The organism is Halomarina litorea (genome assembly GCF_024227715.1).
GTDB classification, from domain to species: domain Archaea; phylum Halobacteriota; class Halobacteria; order Halobacteriales; family Haloarculaceae; genus Halomarina; species Halomarina litorea.
In genome coordinates, this window is the sequence record NZ_CP100448.1 from 1,374,512 (window position 1) to 1,393,342 (window position 18,831).

19 protein-coding genes and 1 pseudogene are annotated in these 18,831 nt (G+C 69.9%); 10 read left to right on the forward strand and 10 right to left on the reverse strand.

Features of this window, described 5'->3' with window-relative positions:
• The first annotated feature begins 39 nt into the window (after nucleotides 1-39).
• Complete coding sequence (locus NKG96_RS07485) at nucleotides 40-678, forward strand: helix-turn-helix domain-containing protein (RefSeq protein WP_254537906.1); 639 nt, start codon at nucleotides 40-42, stop codon at nucleotides 676-678.
• A 93-nt stretch (nucleotides 679-771) separates the two neighbouring features.
• Nucleotides 772-1,152, forward strand: a complete 381-nt coding sequence (locus NKG96_RS07490; protein ID WP_254537907.1) for a DUF7344 domain-containing protein — start codon at nucleotides 772-774, stop codon at nucleotides 1,150-1,152.
• A gap of 72 nt (nucleotides 1,153-1,224) precedes the next feature.
• Here the strand turns inward: NKG96_RS07490 and menD are convergent, their stop codons facing one another.
• Genes menD through NKG96_RS07505 form a run of 3 tightly spaced genes read right to left on the reverse strand, consistent with a single transcriptional unit; the run spans nucleotide 1,225 to nucleotide 4,967 of the window.
• A complete protein-coding gene (gene menD / locus NKG96_RS07495; RefSeq protein WP_254537908.1) occupies nucleotides 1,225-2,982 on the reverse strand; it encodes a 2-succinyl-5-enolpyruvyl-6-hydroxy-3-cyclohexene-1-carboxylic-acid synthase in 1,758 nt (585 codons plus the stop codon).
• The gene (locus tag NKG96_RS07500; protein ID WP_254537909.1) at nucleotides 2,979-4,325 is read right to left on the reverse strand and encodes an isochorismate synthase; all 1,347 of its coding nucleotides are present in this window, start codon (nucleotides 4,323-4,325) and stop codon (nucleotides 2,979-2,981) included. The genes menD and NKG96_RS07500 overlap by 4 nt, the downstream gene beginning before the upstream one ends.
• Before the next feature lie 45 nt (nucleotides 4,326-4,370).
• Complete coding sequence (locus tag NKG96_RS07505; RefSeq protein WP_254537910.1) at nucleotides 4,371-4,967, reverse strand: sulfite oxidase-like oxidoreductase; 597 nt, start codon at nucleotides 4,965-4,967, stop codon at nucleotides 4,371-4,373.
• Between the two features lie 182 nt (nucleotides 4,968-5,149).
• Between NKG96_RS07505 and NKG96_RS07510 the strand changes: the two genes are divergently transcribed.
• From NKG96_RS07510 to NKG96_RS07520, 3 genes are all read left to right on the forward strand, one after another.
• Complete coding sequence (locus NKG96_RS07510) at nucleotides 5,150-5,365, forward strand: ribbon-helix-helix domain-containing protein (protein WP_254537911.1); 216 nt, start codon at nucleotides 5,150-5,152, stop codon at nucleotides 5,363-5,365.
• A gap of 154 nt (nucleotides 5,366-5,519) precedes the next feature.
• Nucleotides 5,520-5,798, forward strand: a complete 279-nt coding sequence (locus NKG96_RS07515; RefSeq protein ID WP_254537912.1) for a UPF0058 family protein — start codon at nucleotides 5,520-5,522, stop codon at nucleotides 5,796-5,798.
• Between the two features lie 154 nt (nucleotides 5,799-5,952).
• Entirely contained in the window at nucleotides 5,953-8,130 is a 2,178-nt protein-coding gene (locus NKG96_RS07520; RefSeq protein ID WP_254537913.1) for a DUF7527 domain-containing protein, read from the forward strand.
• Between the two features lie 28 nt (nucleotides 8,131-8,158).
• Here NKG96_RS07520 and NKG96_RS07525 read toward each other — a convergent pair whose 3' ends face one another.
• The gene (locus tag NKG96_RS07525; protein WP_254537914.1) at nucleotides 8,159-8,464 is read right to left on the reverse strand and encodes a hypothetical protein; all 306 of its coding nucleotides are present in this window, start codon (nucleotides 8,462-8,464) and stop codon (nucleotides 8,159-8,161) included.
• Between the two features lie 162 nt (nucleotides 8,465-8,626).
• Between NKG96_RS07525 and NKG96_RS07530 the strand changes: the two genes are divergently transcribed.
• From NKG96_RS07530 to NKG96_RS21155, 3 genes are read left to right on the forward strand one after another with little or no spacing between them, the layout of a single operon-like run.
• Nucleotides 8,627-9,997 (forward strand): adenylosuccinate synthase, encoded by a 1,371-nt coding sequence (locus NKG96_RS07530; RefSeq protein WP_254537915.1) that lies wholly within the window; start codon nucleotides 8,627-8,629, stop codon nucleotides 9,995-9,997.
• Between the two features lie 60 nt (nucleotides 9,998-10,057).
• Entirely contained in the window at nucleotides 10,058-10,252 is a 195-nt protein-coding gene (locus NKG96_RS07535) for a methytransferase partner Trm112 (protein ID WP_254537916.1), read from the forward strand.
• Between the two features lie 42 nt (nucleotides 10,253-10,294).
• On the forward strand, nucleotides 10,295-10,855 hold the full coding sequence (locus NKG96_RS21155; RefSeq protein WP_438267418.1) for a DUF7524 family protein: 561 nt from the start codon (nucleotides 10,295-10,297) through the stop codon (nucleotides 10,853-10,855).
• A 183-nt stretch (nucleotides 10,856-11,038) separates the two neighbouring features.
• Here the strand turns inward: NKG96_RS21155 and NKG96_RS21160 are convergent.
• The 5 genes and pseudogenes from NKG96_RS21160 to NKG96_RS07560 all read right to left on the reverse strand — a co-directional run.
• Nucleotides 11,039-11,317, reverse strand: a pseudogene (locus NKG96_RS21160) (monooxygenase family protein); the annotation flags it as partial.
• Nucleotides 11,318-11,467: 150 nt separating this feature from the next.
• Entirely contained in the window at nucleotides 11,468-12,262 is a 795-nt protein-coding gene (locus tag NKG96_RS07545) for an SDR family NAD(P)-dependent oxidoreductase (RefSeq protein ID WP_254537918.1), read from the reverse strand.
• Nucleotides 12,263-12,440: 178 nt separating this feature from the next.
• Entirely contained in the window at nucleotides 12,441-13,508 is a 1,068-nt protein-coding gene (locus tag NKG96_RS07550) for a DR2241 family protein (RefSeq protein WP_254537919.1), read from the reverse strand.
• Between the two features lie 245 nt (nucleotides 13,509-13,753).
• Entirely contained in the window at nucleotides 13,754-14,500 is a 747-nt protein-coding gene (locus NKG96_RS07555) for a tetratricopeptide repeat protein (RefSeq protein WP_254537920.1), read from the reverse strand.
• A 70-nt stretch (nucleotides 14,501-14,570) separates the two neighbouring features.
• Nucleotides 14,571-15,443, reverse strand: coding sequence for a CbiX/SirB N-terminal domain-containing protein (locus NKG96_RS07560; protein ID WP_254537921.1), 873 nt, complete (start codon nucleotides 15,441-15,443; stop codon nucleotides 14,571-14,573).
• An 86-nt stretch (nucleotides 15,444-15,529) separates the two neighbouring features.
• Here NKG96_RS07560 and NKG96_RS07565 point away from each other — a divergent pair, with 86 nt between their 5' ends.
• A complete protein-coding gene (locus tag NKG96_RS07565; RefSeq protein ID WP_254537922.1) occupies nucleotides 15,530-16,030 on the forward strand; it encodes a DUF7523 family protein in 501 nt (166 codons plus the stop codon).
• 11 nt (nucleotides 16,031-16,041) lie between these two features.
• Here the strand turns inward: NKG96_RS07565 and galK are convergent, their stop codons facing one another.
• Entirely contained in the window at nucleotides 16,042-17,208 is a 1,167-nt protein-coding gene (gene galK, locus NKG96_RS07570) for a galactokinase (protein WP_254537923.1), read from the reverse strand.
• Between the two features lie 101 nt (nucleotides 17,209-17,309).
• Between galK and cysS the strand changes: the two genes are divergently transcribed.
• Nucleotides 17,310-18,794 carry a cysteine--tRNA ligase gene (gene cysS, locus NKG96_RS07575; RefSeq protein ID WP_254537924.1) on the forward strand — a complete coding sequence of 495 codons (1,485 nt, stop codon included), beginning with the start codon at nucleotides 17,310-17,312 and terminating at the stop codon, nucleotides 18,792-18,794.
• The last annotated feature ends 37 nt before the right edge of the window (nucleotides 18,795-18,831 follow it).

Sequence of the window (18,831 nt, forward strand, 5' to 3'; positions counted from 1 at the left end):
ACCGGCACGTATTTCTCCTACCCTCGCGGATTCTCCCGAATGAGCGTCATCGCCGAGTTCAGCATCGACAGCGCGGAGTTCGTTCTGGGCGAGGTGCTGGCGACGGACCCGGAGGTACGTATCGAACTCGAACGAGTGGTGCCGGCCTCCCGGCGGGTGATGCCGTTCTTCTGGGCGGTCGGCGAGGGCCGGAAGACGTTCGAACGGGAGGTCAGGAACAGCGAGTACGTCCGGTCGCTCGTCCCCCTCGACGAACTCACGAGACAGACGCTCTACAAGATCGAGTGGAGCGAGGAGGTAGAGAGCCTCATCTACGGTATCGCGGAGGTCGGAGCAACCATCCTCGAAGCGCAGGGTGACGGAGACTGGTTCTTCCGCATCCGATTCGACGACCACTCGGGGCTGGCGGCCTTCCACAACTACTGCCAGAGACACGACATCTCGTTCACCCTCGAACGGGTGTACACCCTCGAAGCCCGCGACAGCGCCGGCTTCCAGTTCGACCTCACCGACGAACAGCGCGAGGCAGTGGTCCGGGCGGTCGAAGGCGGGTACTTCGACGTCCCGCGCGGCGTGACCCTCGACGACCTCGCCGCGGGCCTCGGCATCTCCCGGCAGGCCGTCTCCGAACGCATCCGCCGCGGGGTGGGAAAGGTCCTCTCGTCGGTCGCCCTGTGAAAATATATCACACCCAATATTTCGGGGGGTTGTTTTAAGTAGCATGATTTGACAAGCCGAACAGCGTTGCTCGGAGAGTCGAACGGTGGATGCGTGACCGAGACTCCCGAGTCGACCGACCGGCGTACGCCAGACGAGTGGGACGCGGTCTACGACACCCTGGCGAGTCACCGCCGTCGGCTGGTACTCGCGTTCCTCGACCGGGAGGTCCAGGCGTACCTCGCCGACATCGTCGAGACCATCGCCCGGAACGAACCGGCGGAGGGCCGAGCGGGCGCCGCCCGCGACCGACAGGCCATCGAGATATCGCTCCACCACGTCCACCTCCCGAAACTCGAAGACGCCGGGTTCGTCGAGTGGGACCGCGAGACGACCGAAGTCACCCTCACCGAGTCGCCGCCGGTTCCCCTCGCCGACCTCCCCCCGACGCTCCTCGGCGGGTCGGACATCTGCGGGGCGAGCACGACCGACTGAGCGTCACGCCCGGACAGTCGACCTCGCGCACCTCGTCCGTCAGGACGCTCTCGCCGTCGCTCCCTCGCTCTCTCAGTCCTCGCCAGTCGTCCGTCGCACCGCCCGGTCGTGGAACCCCTCGCGGTGTCGGTGTGACGTCTCGCCGTCGACGACCACCTCCACCACCTGCGTCCCCTCGCTCTCGAGGGAGGTGGTGTACGCCTCGCGGAACGCCGACAGCGAGTCGACGCGGGCGAACTCCAGCCCGTAGAGTTCCGCCGTCGGCGAGAAGTCGAGACCGTGCGGCGTCCGGAAGTAGTCGGTGAAGGGCGGGTCGAACGCCTCCACCGGGAGGAGGTGGAAGATGCCGCCGCCGTCGTTGTTCACGAGGACGATAGTCGCGTCCACGCCACAGCGCGCGACGGCGAGCAACCCGTTCGTGTCGTGGTAGTACGCGAGGTCGCCCGTGACGAGAATCAGGGGGTCGTCGGTGGCGCTTCCCGCGCCGAGGGCCGTCGAGGTGATGCCGTCGATGCCCGACGCCCCCCGGTTGGCCAGCGCGGTCACGTCGGCCGTCCGAGGTTCGGAGAACCGGTCGAGGTCGCGGACGGGCATGGAGTTCGAGACGAACAGCGTCGACGGGTCGGGCGCGAGGCCCGCCACCGTCCCCAGAACCGACCCCTCGAAGAGCGTCCCGTCCTCGTCGACCGTGTCCCAGTATCGCCGCTCGTAGCCCGCGAACCGCTCGCGCCACGCGTCCCCGCCGGGGTGGTCGACCGCTCCCGCCAGCGCCCGCGCGACCCGGTTCTCGTCGGCGACGACGAGGTCCGTCGCGGTGAACGTCGCCTCCCGCCACCGGCCCGCGGGGTCCACGACGAACTGGCGCGCCCCCGAGTCGCGCAGGTAGTGCCGGGCCGTCTTCGAGGTGGGGGAAGCGCCGAACCGGACGACGAGGTCGGGGGCCGCCTCCACGCCCGCGAGGTACGAGTCGTAACCGCCACAGACCGTCGCGCCCGCGACGTGCGGGCCGAACCGCGCGCCGGAGAGCGGGTCCGCGAGGACGGGAAAGCCCGTCGCCGACGCCAGCGACCCGAGCGCCTCGCTCGACAGCCGACTCTCCGGCCCGGCGACGACGAGGCCCCGGTCGGCGCCCTCGACGGCCGACACCAGCGACGCGCGGTCGGTGGGGTCCAGCGCCGGCCTCCCCCGCGCGACGCGGACGAACGGCCCGTCACGCCCCTCGACGGCGAGGGGGTGGTCCTCGGCGAACCCCTCGGGCACGTCTCCCGGGACAGGCGTGGGTTCGAGGGGCTTCTCGAAGGGGACGTTCAGGTGGACGGGTCCCGGTTCCGTCCCCGTCGACGTCGCCACGGCGCGCGCGAGGGCGACCCGGAGCGACCGGAGCTTCCGGTCGTCGGCCGCGGGTTCCGGGAGCGTGCGGTAGGCCCGCACCGAGTCGCCGTACAGCTTCTCCTGGTCGATGGTCTGGTTCGCCCCCGAGTCCCGGAGGACGGGCGGCCTGTCGGCGGTGAGCAGGAGCATCGGCACGCGCGACTGGTGAGCCTCCACGACGGCGGGGTGGAAGTTGACGGCGGCCGTCCCCGACGTACAGACCAGCGGCGTCGGCCTCCCGGTTCGCTTCGCCCGACCCAGCGCGAAGAACGCCGCCGAGCGCTCATCGAGGTGCGAGTAGGTCTCGACGGCCTCGTGGGCGGTGAGCGCCATCGTCAGCGGCGTCGACCGACTTCCCGGCGCGAGACAGGCGGCGTCGACGCCCGCCTTCGCCAGTTCGTCGGCGACGACGTGGCCCCACAGCGTGTTGCGGTTGGGGAACGGGTCGGGGCCGCTCATCGGCGGCGCAACTCGTCGAGGACGGGCCGGTACTTGAGCTGGACCTCCTCCCACTCCGCGTCGGGGTCGGAGTCCCCGACGATGCCGTTGCCCGCGAACAGCGTGGCCGAGCGGTCGCCCGCGACGCCCGAGCGGATGGCGACGGCGAACTCGCCGTTCCCGTCCGCGTCGAACCAGCCGAGCGGGGCGGCGTACCAGCCCCGCTCGAACGTCTCCGTCTCGCGGATGACGTCCCACGCGGTGTCGGGCGGGAGGCCGCCGACGGCGGGCGTGGGGTGGAGCGCCTCCACGATGTCGAGGACGTGGCCCTCCCCGGAGAGCGTCGCCTCGATGGGCGTCCGGAGGTGCTGGATGGTCGCCAGTCGGTGGACGCCCTGGTCGCCCTCCCGCACCTCGCCGAGCGGGTCGAGTTGCTCGCAGATGGCGTCGACGACGAGGCGCTGTTCGTGCTGGAGTTTCTCGCTCTCCAGCAGGGAGGCGGCGAGGTCGGCGTCCTCCTCGGGAGTGTCCCCGCGGGCGACCGACCCCGCGAGCGCCTCGGTCCTGACCTCGCGGCCGTCGAGGGCGACCAGTCGCTCGGGGGGCGCGCCGAAGAAGGCCGCCGCCTCGGTCGGCTGGACGAGGAAGCGGTAACACTCGGGGTACGTGCGTCGGAGCCGTTCGAGGACGCTCGGCGCGTCGACGGGTTCTTCCAGATCGACGGCGAGCGCCAGCGCGAGGACCACCTTCTCCAGTTCGCCGTCGGCGATGCGGTCGGCGGCCGCCCGGACCTGCGCCTTCCACTCGGCCTCCGGCGTGCGGTGGTGGGTCGCTCGCACCCCCGGCGCGACGCCGCGCGGGGCCATCGCCGGGAGGTCGGCGATTCGCTCGCGGATGGCCTCGAGCGAGGCCGCCACCTCCCCGGGGCCCTCCTCGGGGTCGAACGCGGAGACGGTCAGGTAGGTGGTCTCGTCGGTGCGGACCAACTGGACACGCGGGAGGACGAACAGCGCCGCCGGAAACCCGGCCCACGGCGGCGCGTCGGCGTGTCGCTCGTTGAACGCCGCGCCGCCGACGAGGCGCGGCCGGGCCGCGTGGGGGCCGTCGACGTCGAGGTCCGAGAACAGTGCGGCCGCGTCCTCGCGGAGCGCCTCGAACCGGCCGGGGCCCTCCGCGACCAGCCGCGCGGCGGCTCCGCCGCCGGCGATTTCGAGGCCGTCGGGGGCGCTCCAGTGGATGCGCGGGACCGGCTGTGCGGCGAGAAAGGCTCGGTAGGAGACGTCGGGGACCTCACAGGTGCGACTCACCAGCGTGGTGTCCGCCCGTACCCCGGCGGTCACGCCCCCGCTACGCGCGGATTCCATTGTCGTCCAATCGGGTCCGACCGCCCTTGAGACTATCCTTCCCGGTCAGCTGTAGCGCTCCTCGTTCCACGGGTTCGCCGTGTCCGAGTAGCCCCGCTTCTCCCAGTAGCCCAGTTCCTTCTCGGTGAGGAACTCGACGCCGTCGACCCACTTCGCGCCCTTGTAGGCGTAGCGGTGGGGCGTGACGACGCGCACGGGGCCGCCGTGGTCGTCTGGCAGTGGTTCGCCGTCGAGTTCCCACGTGAACACGACCTCCTCGCGCATGCAGGTGTCGAGCGAGAGGTCCGTCGTGTAGTCGTCGAACCCGTGGAACATGACGTGCGTGGCGTCGTCGCGGACGCCGACGTGCTCGGCGAGCGTCGGGAAGGTGACGCCCGTAAACAGGTTGTCGAACCGGCTCCACCCGGTCACGCAGTGGAAGTCCTGTCTCTGCGTCTCGCTCGGCAGGTCGCGGAACTCGTCGAGCGAGAACGACCGCGGCTCCTCGACTGCGCCCCACACCTCGAACTCCCACGTCTCGGGGGACCACGAGGGCGTGCCGCTCTTCGAGAGCACGGGGAACCGGGACGTCTCGCGCTGGCCCGGCGGCAGTCGCTCCTCGCCGAACTCCTCGTACAGGTTCGTCACGTCGCGGACGCTCATGGGGGACGGTGGACCGCGGCGACCGTAGGCGTACCGACTCCAACGCGCGGCCGGATTTGTCTTCCGAGAACCTCCGTGTCGTCTCACAGAAGAAAAGTTTTCCAGCCGAGATAGTGTGTTTTCCGTTGGGCAAACTTTGGCCGGTAGAGTTAAATACTGGACTGTCAAAGCGACGTGTATCAATGCCCAAAGTAGAGATAACTATCCCGGAGCACCTGGAGATGCAGATCACCCAGCTCATCGAGCAGGGTGAGTTCGTGAACCGGGAGGAAGCGATGGAGGACCTCCTGGCTGCGGGGATTCGCGCGTACAAGACCAGCGGCCCGATGGACGACGAGGAGCCGGGGACGTTCGAGGACGACGGCATGATGGGCCACGAAGACGAGTACGTCTTCTGAGCTACTGCGGTCCCCGTTCTCGCGCTCTCGCGGTTCTCACGTTCTCTCTCGCCGTCCTCGGACCGACCAGCCGTCGGCGCGTCGGTCCCACCGGTGCGCCACTCGGTATCGGGATTCGCGTTACGTTTAAACAGTCATCGGAGTAAACGTGCGTATGCACAAAGACGAGCTTCTGGAGTTGCACGAGCAGATGGTGACCATCATGGAGTACTTCCGCGGCGTCGACGGCGTCGACTCCAGCCTGTTCGACCCCTACGACGAACTCGACGTCTCGCCCGACGACGTCCACAAGTCCAAGAGCGAGCACAAACACGCCGTGTTCGTCCTCGGTAACGCCCTCGCCTCGGCGATGAGTGACGACGAGTTCTCGGACGCGGGGCGCATCTCCAAGCGGATGCAGGAACTCGCCGACGACGCCGAACAGAAGCTCTGAACCGGACTCCTCGCCAGCGCGAGCCGGCCCGCCGAGTGCCCTCTCCGCCTCTCCACCCTTCAGCCCCTCAATCCGACGGCCGGGCCGCACTCCGCCGAACACTCACTATACACAGAGATACAAGCTATTTTATGGGTGGGTCCGTGCGGCCGGTATGCAACCGCGTACCGCCGACCAGATAGACGCGTGGCCGACACAGCCCCTCACCGGGGGGTACGAGGGCCTCCACCGACTCGCGGGCGAGTCGTTCACCGGGGCCGTCTCCACCGCCGGGTCGTGGCTGTTCATGCTCAACGGGCGCTGCGTGGGCACTGAGGGGCGACTGGAGGACTTCGCCGAGGCCAGCGGCACCGTCCACACCGCCCCCGACGCCGCGCTACCGCTCCTGTTCTCGATGTTCGTCGCCGAGGGCGAGGAGCGCGGCCAGTACTACACCGGGCGGACCCCGCTCTCGACGGTCCACGAGACGCTGCGCGACGGCGGCTTCACCGGCTACGTCGAACTCTCGGAGAACGTCATCAGTGGGGACTACTACGTCGCCTACTACGGCGGGGACCCCGCGTTCGCCGCCTTCGTCGGACAGAGCGACCGCCTGCTGACGGGCGAGGAGGCGTTCGACCGCGCCTGCGACGAGGTGGGCATCTACACCGTCACCGCGACGACGCTGGACGTCCGGGACGTGCCCGGTCGCGCCGCCGCGACGCAGTCGACCGCCCCGGCCGCCGGCGCGTCTGCCGCCGCGGCCGGCACGACGGCAGACGCCGACCAGTCCGTCGCGGACTCGTCGGACGCGAGGTCGCCGGACACCGGCCCGTCGGACGGCGGTCCGTCGGGAGACGCCCCGGACGCGGAGGGGGCCGACGAACCGCTCCCCGTCGAGCGGTCGAACGCCGACGCGGCGGGGGCCGTCGACGGTGCCACGGACGCCGGAACGGCCGAGTCGCCGGGGCGTGACTCGCCCCGCCCGGCGGACGCGCTGGGCGATCGGGAGCGCGAGGCCACGACGGACTCCCCGGACGCGGGACGCTCGGAGACCGAGGTGAGCGACCCGACGCCCGGCCCGGAGGCCGACTGGCCCGAGTGGCCCGACGCGCCGGGGGCGAGCGACCCCGCCGGGGAGGCCGAGGCGGACGACGACACGCCGGCCCCGCCCACGCACCCCGAAGGGCTGACGCCCGCGGTGCGCGACGTGCGCGGGACGCCCGCACCCGACGTGCCCGACGTTCCAGACGCCCCGTCGCTCGACGGGGCGGACGGCGACGGCGTCTCCGGACCGCCGGACGGGTCGGTCCCCGAGGCCCCCACCGACGGGTCGACGGAACTCGACGACATCTTCCGGGCGTCCGATGCGGACGAGGTGGACGCCGAGGCCGCGGGTGCGACGGCGGCTGGGGGGAGTACCGCGCGCGCCGCCGAACTGGAGGCGGCCCGCGACCGCGCGACGGTGCTGGAGCGCCGCCTCGCAGACACCGAAGACGAGATGCGCCGCGTCGCCGACGAACGTGACGCGGTCACGGCCGAGCGCGACGAACTCAGAGAGCGCGTCGCCCGGTTCGAGGCCCGCATCGAGGAACTGGAGGCAGAGGGCGCGACGGCCCCCGAGGGGACATCCGAGGCTGCCCTCCAGCACCTGACACCGGCGGCCGCGCTGGCGGACACGGACCTGTTCGTGCGCTACGGGTCGCGCGGCGACGCCACTCTCTCGGACGCCCACGCGGGTGCGGACAACCGGGACGCGGTGCGGGCGAACCTCGACCTCGAACACCACACCCGGTTCGACGGCGAGGCGGTGGCCGTCGACGGGTCGCCCTTCGAGGCGTTCCTGCCGACGACGCTCGAACACGAGTTCGTCGACTGGTTCGTCCGCGACCTGCTGTTCGAGGTGCGCGAGACGGGCCACGCCGACGCGCTCCGGGCGCTCTACGACGTGGTCCCGGACGTCGACCGCGCGGAACTCCACGGGTCGGTCGACGTGGAGGACGGCTCCGTCGACTTCGACGTGGTCTGTCGCGACCGCCTCGGGAACCCGCTGGTCTGCGTCGACCTCCACGACTCCCGGAACCCGGCGACCGCCGAGGAGATGGAGGCGCTGCTGACGAGTGCGAACGAGGTGGCGTCGGTCCACGACGGGTTCGCGGGGGCGTTCCTCGTCGCGTCGAGTTTCTTCGACCCGGGCGCGCTCGAACTGGCCGACGAGGTGACCGCAAGCGGCGGGTTCCTCGGTGGCGGCAAGCGCGCGAGCTACGTGCGCGTGACCCGCAAGCGGGGCTACCACCTCTGTCTCGTGGAGGCGAGAGAACGCCGCTTCCACGTCACCGTACCGGAGCTGTAGGAGTCGTTCGAACTGCAGTATCAGCCGTTCAGGATTCGATTTCCGCCATCTCGTCTATCTTCATTCCCTCCAGCTTGTCGATGATCTCGTCGACCTTGCCGTCGAGGTCGGAGACGAACTCCGAGGTGGTCTCCGTCGTGATGGCACCCTGGCTGGAGGGTTCGATGAGGTTCTCCTCTTCGAGGACGCGCAGCGAGTAGCGAACCTTGTGATGCGGGTAGCCCGTCTCGTTGGACATCTTGACGATGCCGATGGGCTCGTTCTCGATGACCATCTTCAGAACCTGAAGATGGCGCTCGAGCATGTCGACTTCCTTCTCAAGTCGGTCTATCATGGCAATTGTTAACTTGTGTTTGCAGCATTTAAGAGTTGCTGTCCGTTTCGCCGGAAGGAGCGTGGCAATGCGTTCCCGCGGAGAGGATATAACAGTTGTGGCAGGAGTCCACAAGGTTCCGTATCGTAACGGGTATGGCCCGCGACTCGGAAGGTGCGCGCGATGACTGTCACTATCGTCGGGTCGCAACTCGGCGACGAGGGGAAAGGCGGTATCGTCGACCTCTACGGCGACAGCGCCGACGTGGTCGTCCGCTATCAGGGCGGCGACAACGCCGGCCACACCGTCGTCCACGGCGACGAGACGTACAAGCTCTCGCTGGTTCCGAGCGGCGCGGTCCGGGGCAAGACGGGCGTGCTGGGCAACGGCTGTGTCGTCAACCCCGAGACGCTGTTCGAGGAGGTCGACGCACTCGCAGAGCGCGGACTGGACCCCGACGTGCGCGTCGCCGAACGCGCCCACGTCATCCTCCCGTACCACCGCGTCCTCGACGGCATCGAGGAGGCCGAGAAGGAGGACCTCGCGGCGGGCACCACCGGGCGCGGCATCGGCCCCACCTACGAGGACAAGGCCGGTCGCCGCGGCATCCGCGTCGGCGACCTGCTGGACGCCGATGTCCTGCGCCAGCGACTGGAGTACGTCGTCCCGCAGAAGCGCGCGCTCTACTCCGAGGTGTTCGGCGGCGACCCCGACGACCCCGAACTCGACGGCGCGTTCGACGTCGAGACCCTCTTCGAGCGGTACCGTACCTACGGCGAGCGAATCGCCGAGGAGGGCATGGCCGTCGACTGCGGGGCCTTCCTCGACGACCGACTCGAGGCCGGGGACGACGTGATGATGGAGGGCGCACAGGGCACCTCCATCGACATCGACCACGGCATCTACCCCTACGTCACCTCCTCGAACCCCACCGCGGGCGGGGCCTCGACGGGCACCGGTCTCGGTCCCACCGTCGTCGGGCAGGGCGAGGTCGTCGGCATCGTGAAGGCGTACCTCTCGCGAGTCGGCACCGGTCCCCTCCCGACCGAGATGGGTCACGTCGAGGGACAGACGCCCGAGGACGGCGGCGACACGAGCGACGAGGCCGAGGAGATCGCCACCTACATCCGCGACGAGGGCGGCGAGTACGGCACCGTCACGGGTCGCCCGCGCCGCGTCGGGTGGCTGGACATGCCCATGCTCCGCCACGCGGCCCGCGCGAACGGCTTTACGGGCCTCGCCGTCAACCACCTCGACGTGCTCGCCGGACTGGACCCCGTGAAGGTCGGCCACGCCTACGAGATGGACGGCGAGGAACGACGCTCGATGCCCGCGACCACCGAGCAGTGGGGTCGCTGTACGGCCACCTACCGCGAGTTCGACGGCTGGGAGGCCGTCGACTGGGCCGCCGTCGCCGAGGAGGGCTACGACGCCCTCCCCGAGAACGCGCGCACCTTCCTCGAGTACATCAGCGACGAACTCGACACGCCCATCTATGCCGTCGGCGTCGGTCCCGGCCGCGACGAAACCGTCGTCGTCGAGAACCCCTTCTGACCCGCTCCGGCCGAGCGACCGACCCGGCACGCTTTTGACGGGATGCCCCGATTTCGGGGTATGAAGGAATCCCTGATGGATATCCTCTGCTGTCCGCTGGACAAGCAGGACCTCGAACTCGAAGTCGTCCGGCGCGACGAGAACGAGGTGCTGGAGGGTCGACTCGTCTGTACCGAGTGCGGTGAGGAGTACCCCATCGAGGACGGCATCCCCAACCTCCTCCCGCCGGACATGCGTGACGGCGCGCCGGCCTGAGGGCCTAGAGCTTTTTCACCACCACCCCCCACCCTACTGCCCGTGACCGGAAGCCTCGTCGTCGACCTGAACCAGGACGGACTGCACACGCTGTCCGTCCCCGCTACGTTCGAGACCAGCGAGAGCTTCGACGTGCGTCTGAAGAACCACGGCGAGGCCGCCCACGTCTACCTCCACCTCGACGACGACCTCTCGGCGGTGGCCGCCCTCGAGGGGAGTCACCACTACATCACGAGAGACGACATCCAGGTCGTCCACGTCGCCGTCGCGGACGGCGCGCGCGCCTCCGGGACGCTGGAGGTGACGACGGCCCACGGCGGGACGACCGAACGAGTCACCGTCGACGTGGGTCCGCAGGAACGCGAAAAGCCCAGCGTGGAGGTCGACGAGTCGCTGTCGAACCCCGCGCCCCGCGAGGAACCCGACCCGCTGGAGTCGTTCGGCGGGACGGAGCGGCTTCCCGTCCTCGCCCTCGGCGGGGTCGCCGTCGTCCTCGCGCTCTCGACGCTCGCCGTCGACGGCACCGCCGCGATGGTCCTCGGTGCGCTCGCGGTGCTGACGGCCGTCGTCGCCGCCGCCTACGTGGCGCTCAGTCGGGAGTAGCGACCCCTCGCTACCCGTCCCGCCGACGACCTGTCCCGCCATCGACCGGGTGGGGCGTGCCGTCCTCGGACAGGCTGAGACGCCGCTCCCGGTCGGTGCGGGGGACGACGCCCACGGCACCCCCAGTCCCACGTCGGAGATGTTGCGAAAGAACGTCTCGTAGCTTCCGGCCTCGACGACGTACAGTTCGGTCCAGAAGCCGACGCCGCCGCCCTCGTCTCCCTCGTCCTCGTACCACGTCCACGCCGGGACGTGGAGGCCGTCCGGGTCGTTCGCGAAGCGCTTCAGGTCCGCCAGCGACCGCCAGTACTGGATGGCCGCGCCGGTTCGCAGGCCCATGAACGCCGGCTGGTAGCCCAGGAAGCCGCTGTCCGGGTCCGCCTCCAGTCGCTCGAACATCGCGGCGAGTTTCCGCCCCGCGGCGACCCACTCGCGGACGGCCCGGAGTCTGTTGAGTCGCATCCCGTCGACGTACACCCGAGGCTCCCGTCGATGTCGGCGACCATCCGGCCAGTGTCGGAACGCACCGTGCGCAGAGGGACGCGGTCGGCGGGGATGAACTGTCGCCCGGTCGTCACGGTTCCGGGTCGGTCGAACCGAGGGGGTCGCCGCCTACTCCCGCTGTTCCAGCGACTCGGCGGTCGTCCCGCTCACCTCCACGAACCGCGCGGTCCCGCGCCGCACGAGCGACGGGAACCGCCGGGAGAGCGCCAGTCCCAGTCTCGTCTTCAGGTCGGCCGCGATGAACCCGTCGGTCGACTCGATCTGCTTCGCGAGGTTCCGGCCCACGTCGGCGGGGTCGCTCAGCAGCGACTCGGGGTAGCCGAGTCGGGCCGTAGACCGGGTGTTCGACAGCGCCGGGTGCATCACCGTACAGTGGACGTCCTCGTGCTGGAGTTCCAGCCGAAGGGTACGCACGAGCGCCTCGACCGCCCCCTTCGTGGAGGCGTACCCGGAGAGTCCGGGGTGCCCCACCAGTCCCGCTCCGGAACTCACGTTGTGGACGATGCCCTCCCCGCGCTCGCGCATGTGCGGCAGGACCGCACGGATGGTCCGGACGTAGCCGAAGTAGTTCACCTCGAACTCGCGGCGCGTGTCCTCGATGGTCTGCGTGGCGAACGGCGCGAAGGTGAACACCGCCGCGTTGTTGACGAGGACGTCGACGTGTCCCCACTCGTCGAGGACGCCCTCGATTGCAGTCGTCACGTCCCCGTCGACGGTCACGTCGCACTCGAAGAACCGGACCCGCTCCGGGAACCGGTCCCGGAGGGACTGGAGGTTCGCCCCGTCCACGTCGAGGGCGGCCACCCGGTAGCCGTCCTCGAGCAGCGTTCGCAGCATGTGGTAGCCGATACCCTCGTTCGCGCCGGTGAGGACGACGACGCGGCCGTCCTCGGAGTGGTTCATCACCGACGAGATACGACGCGTGAGGATATCAGCCTGTTGACGGGTGTGCCCTCGGATTTCGGAGGTTCTCACTCACGACTCCGCCGTTCGCTCCGAACCGCGCTAGTCCTCGCGGGTCGCGTACGCTCCCCGCTCGGTTGTCCGCGGTTCTCGGACCCTTCGGGTCCTCCGAACCGCGCTAGTCCTCGGTCTTCACCCCACACAGGTTCCCGTCCTCGTCGAAGCGCTTCGCACGCAGGAAGCGCGTCCGGTAGCGGTTCGCCCCCTCGTAGACGTCCGCCTCCCGAATCTCGTCGGTCCGGCCGTCCGCGACGGCGTCGATGATGTCCTCTACCTGCTCTTTCTCGCTCGGCGTGAGTTCGAAGGAGTACTCGCGGGCCTCCTCGCGTTCGAGCGTGGTCCACTTGCGCGCGGCGGCGACGACCAGCGAACACGGTTCGCGGCAGGGGAACTCGCTGTCCCCTCGGGGCGCGTCGAGTTCGTGGTCCTCGTTCAGGTCCCACTGGCGGCGCTTGAGACACTGCGAGTCGACACAGCAGGTCTGGGCGACCCACTCGACGGCCTCGGGGTGGAGTTCGTCGATGATGTCGTAGATGCCCGTCTGGCGCTCTGCGGTCTCCTGCCAGTGGGTCACGTCCAGTTCACCCTCGCGCTCGCGGTGCCAGTTGGCGACCGTCGCAGGGTAGAAGAAGTCCACCGCTCGGACGAGTTCGGCCCCGGAGAGGTCCGGGAACACCCATCCCGACCGGAGCGAAGGGGCGGTCTTCAGCGGGCGGTAGCGCCCGTCCTCGTCCTCCGTGGCGAGGTGGCGGGCGTCGAGAGGGTCGCGGTGCGCGTCGAGGGCCGTCGGGTCGTGGTCCGCGTCGTCCTCGTGGCGCAGGTCGTAGGTGCGGCCGTCGTCCTCGTCCAGCGAGACGGTGACGAGCAGTTCGCCCCACGTCCGCTCGATACCCTCGTGGAGCGCCTCGTATCGCTCGGGCACGGGGTGCTCGTCGGCCATCTCGGCCCACCGGAGGAACGCCCGGCGGTCGGCGGTCCGTTCGGGGACCGACCAGACGTACCAGTTGGAGACGTACTCGTGGTTCGCGGCGGCGGCCTCGCGGAACGCCTCGGCCGAGAGGTCCTCGTGGCGCTCCTCGGGCGTCTCGAAGACGTAGGCGTCGCCGTCGAACGAGACGTGCAGGCCGTCGAGTGCCACGCCGTCGGCGGCCGCCTCGCGCAGCGCCTCGATGTGGGTCGCGCTCATAGTCCACTCGTGGGGCGGACGGGGGTAAAGTCGGTCGCTTCGGGCGAATCGACACGAGTTGACGACGAGGTTATTAGTCCGAGTTCGTAACCGTCGTCCATGGTCCCCGAACGAGGTGTGCGGTAGTGGAGTGGCGGACCGACCGCCGAGCGACGGCACGTGCCGGGACGGCCGTCGTCGTCACCGGTGGGGGCCGGATACGGGCGTACGAACTCTGAGCCGCCTGATTTCGGAGCGGTCCGGGGTCAGTCGCCTGCGACTCGGTCCCCGCGGGTCCGTTCGCGTTCGGCGGGCGACTCGGTCCCGTCCTCGCGGTCCGTCTCGCGGCGCTCCCGGAGTTCCTCGACGCCGTCCAGCGCGCGCTGACGTTCCTCCTTCACCCAGTTCGGGCGCAGGCCGAGGGAGAGTGCAGTGTCGAGTGCCTCCAGCGCGAACTCCCAGAGGCCGCGTTCGTTGTAGAGGAAGCCGAGGTTGTACCACGCGTGGGCCGACCGCGAGTCGAGTTCGACGGCGCGTTCGGCGTGTTCGAGGGGCCGGGAACTGTCGCCCATCGCCCACAGCGCGTACGCGAGGTTCGTCTCGGCGGTGGCGGCGTGTTCGGTGTCGTCGCCGAGGCGGATGGCTTCGAGATACGCGCCGACGGCCTCGTCGTACTCCTCTAGCTGGCCGTGGGCGACGCCCGCGTTCACCCACGCCTCCTGTGCGACGTCGGAGTCCTCGGGGGCGAACCGGACCACCCGCGCGAAGGCGTCCAGCGCCTGCTCGTACTGCTCGATGGCGAAGTACTCGACGCCCACCGCCAGCAGTGCGTCGAGGTCCACGTCCGCCGGGACGACCTGCTCGGGGTCGAGGATGTCGGTGAGAGCGTGGTCGTCGGCCGGGTCCACGAGCACTGGGTCGGTCGGTGTGGATTCGCGGTCGAGGTCGAACCCCTCGTACGGGTCGTCGAACCCTGCACCCTCCGAGAACCGGTGTCTGCGTGGCGTGGACATCAGGCCCGGTACGGGCCGGGTGAGAATAGCGATAGCGGTGGCGTGCGGCGGGTTTGCGGGAACTCGGCACTCAGTCGCCGGCGACGCCGCCCGTCTCCGCCCGCACCCTGTCGATGGCGTCCCCGACATCCGCCCCCGCCTCGGCGGCGCGTTCGAGGATGACGTCGGCCATCAGCGGTTCGGTCCCCACCGCACCGGCGTACCAGATGTTCGTCCCGTCTACCTCTGCTGGTACGTCGTACCCCGTCCGGTAGTCGTCGGTGATGCCCATGTCCTCGGGGATGTCCTCCTGCGTGTGGAACCCGTCGGCGACGAACAGGGGGACGACGACCACGTCGTCGCTCTCGAAGAACTCGGCGACGTCGTCCACCTCGGGGTCCTCGTCCATGAACAGAGCCTCCACCTCGTCGAAGCGGCCCGTCTCGCGGATGCGGTCGGCGTGGTAGTGGATGGCCTTCGCGCTGTTCTCGTTGCGTTCGGTGCCGTGGCCGACGACGGCGAGGCCGAACCCGGGCCCCACGTCCGGGTCGCCGGTGACCGTCTCCGCACGCTGGACGATGACGTCGGCCATCGAGCCGTGCGTGCCGACCGGCCCGCAGTAGTGGACCGTCTTGTCCACGTCTCCCGCCCGCAGGGTGGCGTGACTCGCGCTGGTGCCGTCGGAGTCCCACTCCGAGACGTCCCAGTCGTCGAGGCGGAGTTCGCGCGGGATGACGTCCTCCGTGAAGTACCCCTCCGAGATGAACAGGGGCACGACGAACACCTCGTCGGCTTCGACGGTTCGGAGTACCTCCCGGAAGGACGGCTCCTCCTTCCAGAACGCCTCGCGCACCTCGTCGAACGCGCCGGAGGCGCGGATGGTGTCGGCGTGGTCGTACGTCGGCGTGCTCGAATCGGGGTTCAGGTGCGACCCGTGGGCGACGATGACGAGCGCCTGTGACATTGCCACGGCTAGGGGGAGCGGCGGCTTAGGGCCTTCGTCCCCGGCGACCCGCGGCGCTTATGTCCCGACGCCCCGCGGGAGGGCACATGTCACTCGCCGCCGCGGCCCGCGACGCCGTCCGGGCCCGACCGTTCCTCCACGACGCCCTCCGCGCGGGCGTCGTCAACTACGCCGCCGCCGCCCGGCTGCTCGCCGAGGAGTCAGACGCGCTCGCCGACGCCGACGAGGAGACGGTCACCGCCGCGCTCCGACGGTTCGCGGGGGAACTGGACGAGTACGAACCGCCCCGTGGAGACGCCCGCGTCTCGATGAAGAGCGGCCTCGGCCCCGTCGAGAGCAACGGGGCCGACGAGAGTGACGACTCTCTCCTCCGGGTCGGCGGGACGACTCTCGCCGACGGCGGGTCGCTCACGGGCATCCTCGCGTCGGGTACCGTCGACGCCCCGCTACTGGCGAACGTCGTCGGCCGACTGGAGGCCGCCGACGTACCGGCGACGGCGGCGGGCGTCGCGGGGGACTCTCTCCTCGTCGTGGTCGAACGCCGCGACGGGCCGACGGCGCTCCGAATCGTCGAGGACGTGCTCTGAGCCAGTCAGACTCAGACTGACTCCACGCGGAGGCCGTCGTCGGGCGCACAGGCGTAGACGTCCGCTTCCCTCCCCGTTCGCTCGGGGTACTCGCGGTCGACGGCCTCCCGGAAGGCGTCGACCGTGTCCGGGCGGACGAGGGCGACGACGCTCCCGCCGAACCCGCCGCCGGTCATCCGTGCCCCGTAGACGCCCTCGATCCCGCCGGCAATTTCTACGACCGCGTCCAGTTCCGCACAGCTCACTTCGTAGTCGTCGCGCAGGCTCGCGTGGGAGGCCCACATCCGGTCGCCCGCAGTCTCGTAGTCCTCCCGTCGAAGTGCGTCGGCCGCCTCGCGCACTCGCTCGTTCTCCCGGACGACGTGGCGACACCGCAGTTCGACGGTCTCGGGGAGCGAGGGAGCCACGCGCGCGAACGCCTCCGGGGTGACGTCGCGGAGGGCGTCGAAGTCCCTGTCGAGTTCGGCGGCCAGCAGTTCGACCCCGCGCTCACAGGTCGCCCGTCGCTCGCCGTAGGCAGAGTCGGCGAGTTCGTGGTGGACGTTCGTATCGACGGCCACCAGTCGCGCCCGGTCGGCGTCGAGGGGGACGTACTCGGCGTCGAGGCTCCGACAGTCGAGTTCGAGGGCGTGGTCCGCCCGTCCGAAGACGGTGGCGAACTGGTCGAGGACACCACAGGAGACGCCGACGAACTCGTTCTCGGCACGTCGGCAGGTCCGCGCGAGGTCCGTCGGGTCGGGGACGACTTCAGCCAACTCACACAGCGCGCCCGCGACGGCGACTTCCAGCGCCGCCGACGAGGCGAGACCCGCGCCGGGTGGGACGTCGCTGGCGATAGCGAGGTCCGCCCCGGGCGTCGAGACGCCCTCCTCGCGGAGCGCCCACGTCACGCCCGCGACGTAGTCCGTCCACGTCCCAGTGGAGTCGCCGTCGAGGGGGACGACGCGTTCCTCGTCCGTCGCCTCCGAGGAGACGCGCAGTCGGTCGTCGTCCCTCTCTCGTGCGGCGACGGCGGTTCGGCGGTCGATGGCGGCGGGGAGGACCCAGCCGTCGTTGTAGTCGGTGTGGCCGCCGACGAGGTTGACACGGCCGGGTGCGCTCGTGGTGCAAGCGGGCGGGTCGAACCGCTCGGCACATTCGCGGTGCGCCCGTTCGACGGGAGGGGCGGTGCTGGTCACACGGGGCGTCGGGGTGCCTCGCTGTTAGGTGGCACGCCTGGGGCGCGAGGCGCTCTCACGGTTCCGACGGATTGAAACGCGCCTCCGTGGAACTCCCACCGATGACCCTACGCGTGACCAACACGCTCTCGGGCGAACGGGAGGCCTTCGAGCCACAGGACGACACCGTGCTCCTCTACGTCTGTGGCCTCACCGTCTCCGACCCCGCCCACCTCGGCCACGCACGCCTCTGGACGCACGCCGACGTGGTCCACCGCTGGCTCTCGCACGTGGGCTACGACGTGCGACACGTCGAGAACATCACGGACGTAAACGAGAAGATCGTCGCCCGCATCGGCGAGGCCGGCGACGACGAGGCCGACGTCGCGCGGACCTACACCGCCGAGATACTGGAGAACATGCGCGCGCTGAACCTGAAGCGCGCGGAGGTGTACCCCCGCGTGACCGAACACGTTCCCGAAATCGTCGACCTCATCGAGACGCTCGTGGAGGGCGGCCACGCCTACGAGTCCAACGGGTCGGTGTACTTCGACACCACGACGTTCGAGGAGTACGGCAAACTCTCGAACCAGTCCATCGAGGACCTCGAATCGCAGGGGCCGGACGACGAACGCTCGGAGAAGCGCAACCCGACCGACTTCGCCCTCTGGAAGGCCGGCGGCGTCCCCGCGAGCGACGTCGCGGAACACCGTCACGAGGGGGCGGCCCCGGCCGAGGAGGCCTCCGAGGGTGCCCAGACGTGGGACTCGCCGTGGGGCGAGGGCCGCCCCGGGTGGCACATCGAGTGCTCCGCGATGAGCATGACGCACCTCGGGGAGACGCTGGACATCCACATGGGCGGGCAGGACCTCGTCTTCCCGCACCACGAGAACGAGGTGGCCCAGAGCGAGGCGGCCACGGGTGAACCGTTCGCCCGATACTGGCTCCACGTCCGCCTGCTGGAGATGGACGGCGAGAAGATGAGTTCGAGCCTCGGCAACTTCTGGACCGTCGGGGACGCCATCGCCGAACTCGGCGCGGACGTGGTCCGGACGTTCCTCCTCTCGACGGCCTACGACTCCCGGCAGACCTACTCCGAGGCCACCATCTCGGAGGCCGAGGAGCGCTGGGAACGACTCGACCGCGCCTACGAGCGGGCGACGGAGGCAGTAGACGGCCCCGACGCCTACGCCACCGTCACCGACGAGGCCCTCCGCGGGACCGTCGAATCGACCCGCGAGGCGTTCACCGAGGCGATGAACGAGAACTTCAACACCCGGGAGGCGATTGCGGCCCTCCTCGACCTCGGGCGGGCCGTGAATCGCCACGCCGACGAGTCCGAGTGCTTCGACTATCGAGGGTTGCGCGAGGCCGTCGAGACGTTCGAGGAACTCGGTGGGGACGTCCTCGGACTCGCCTTCGGTACCGAGGGGAGCGAGGGGGACGTCACCGTCGCGGGCGAAGTCGTCGAACTGGTCCTCGATCTGCGCGAACGGGAGCGCGCGGCGGGCAACTACGAGAAGGCGGACGGCCTGCGCGACGGGCTAGAGGCCCTCGGGGTCGAGGTAGAGGACACCGACGAGGGGCCGACGTTCCGCCTCCCCTGAGGCGGGGTCCCCCGTCGCCCTCGGCGCGGAGGCGTAC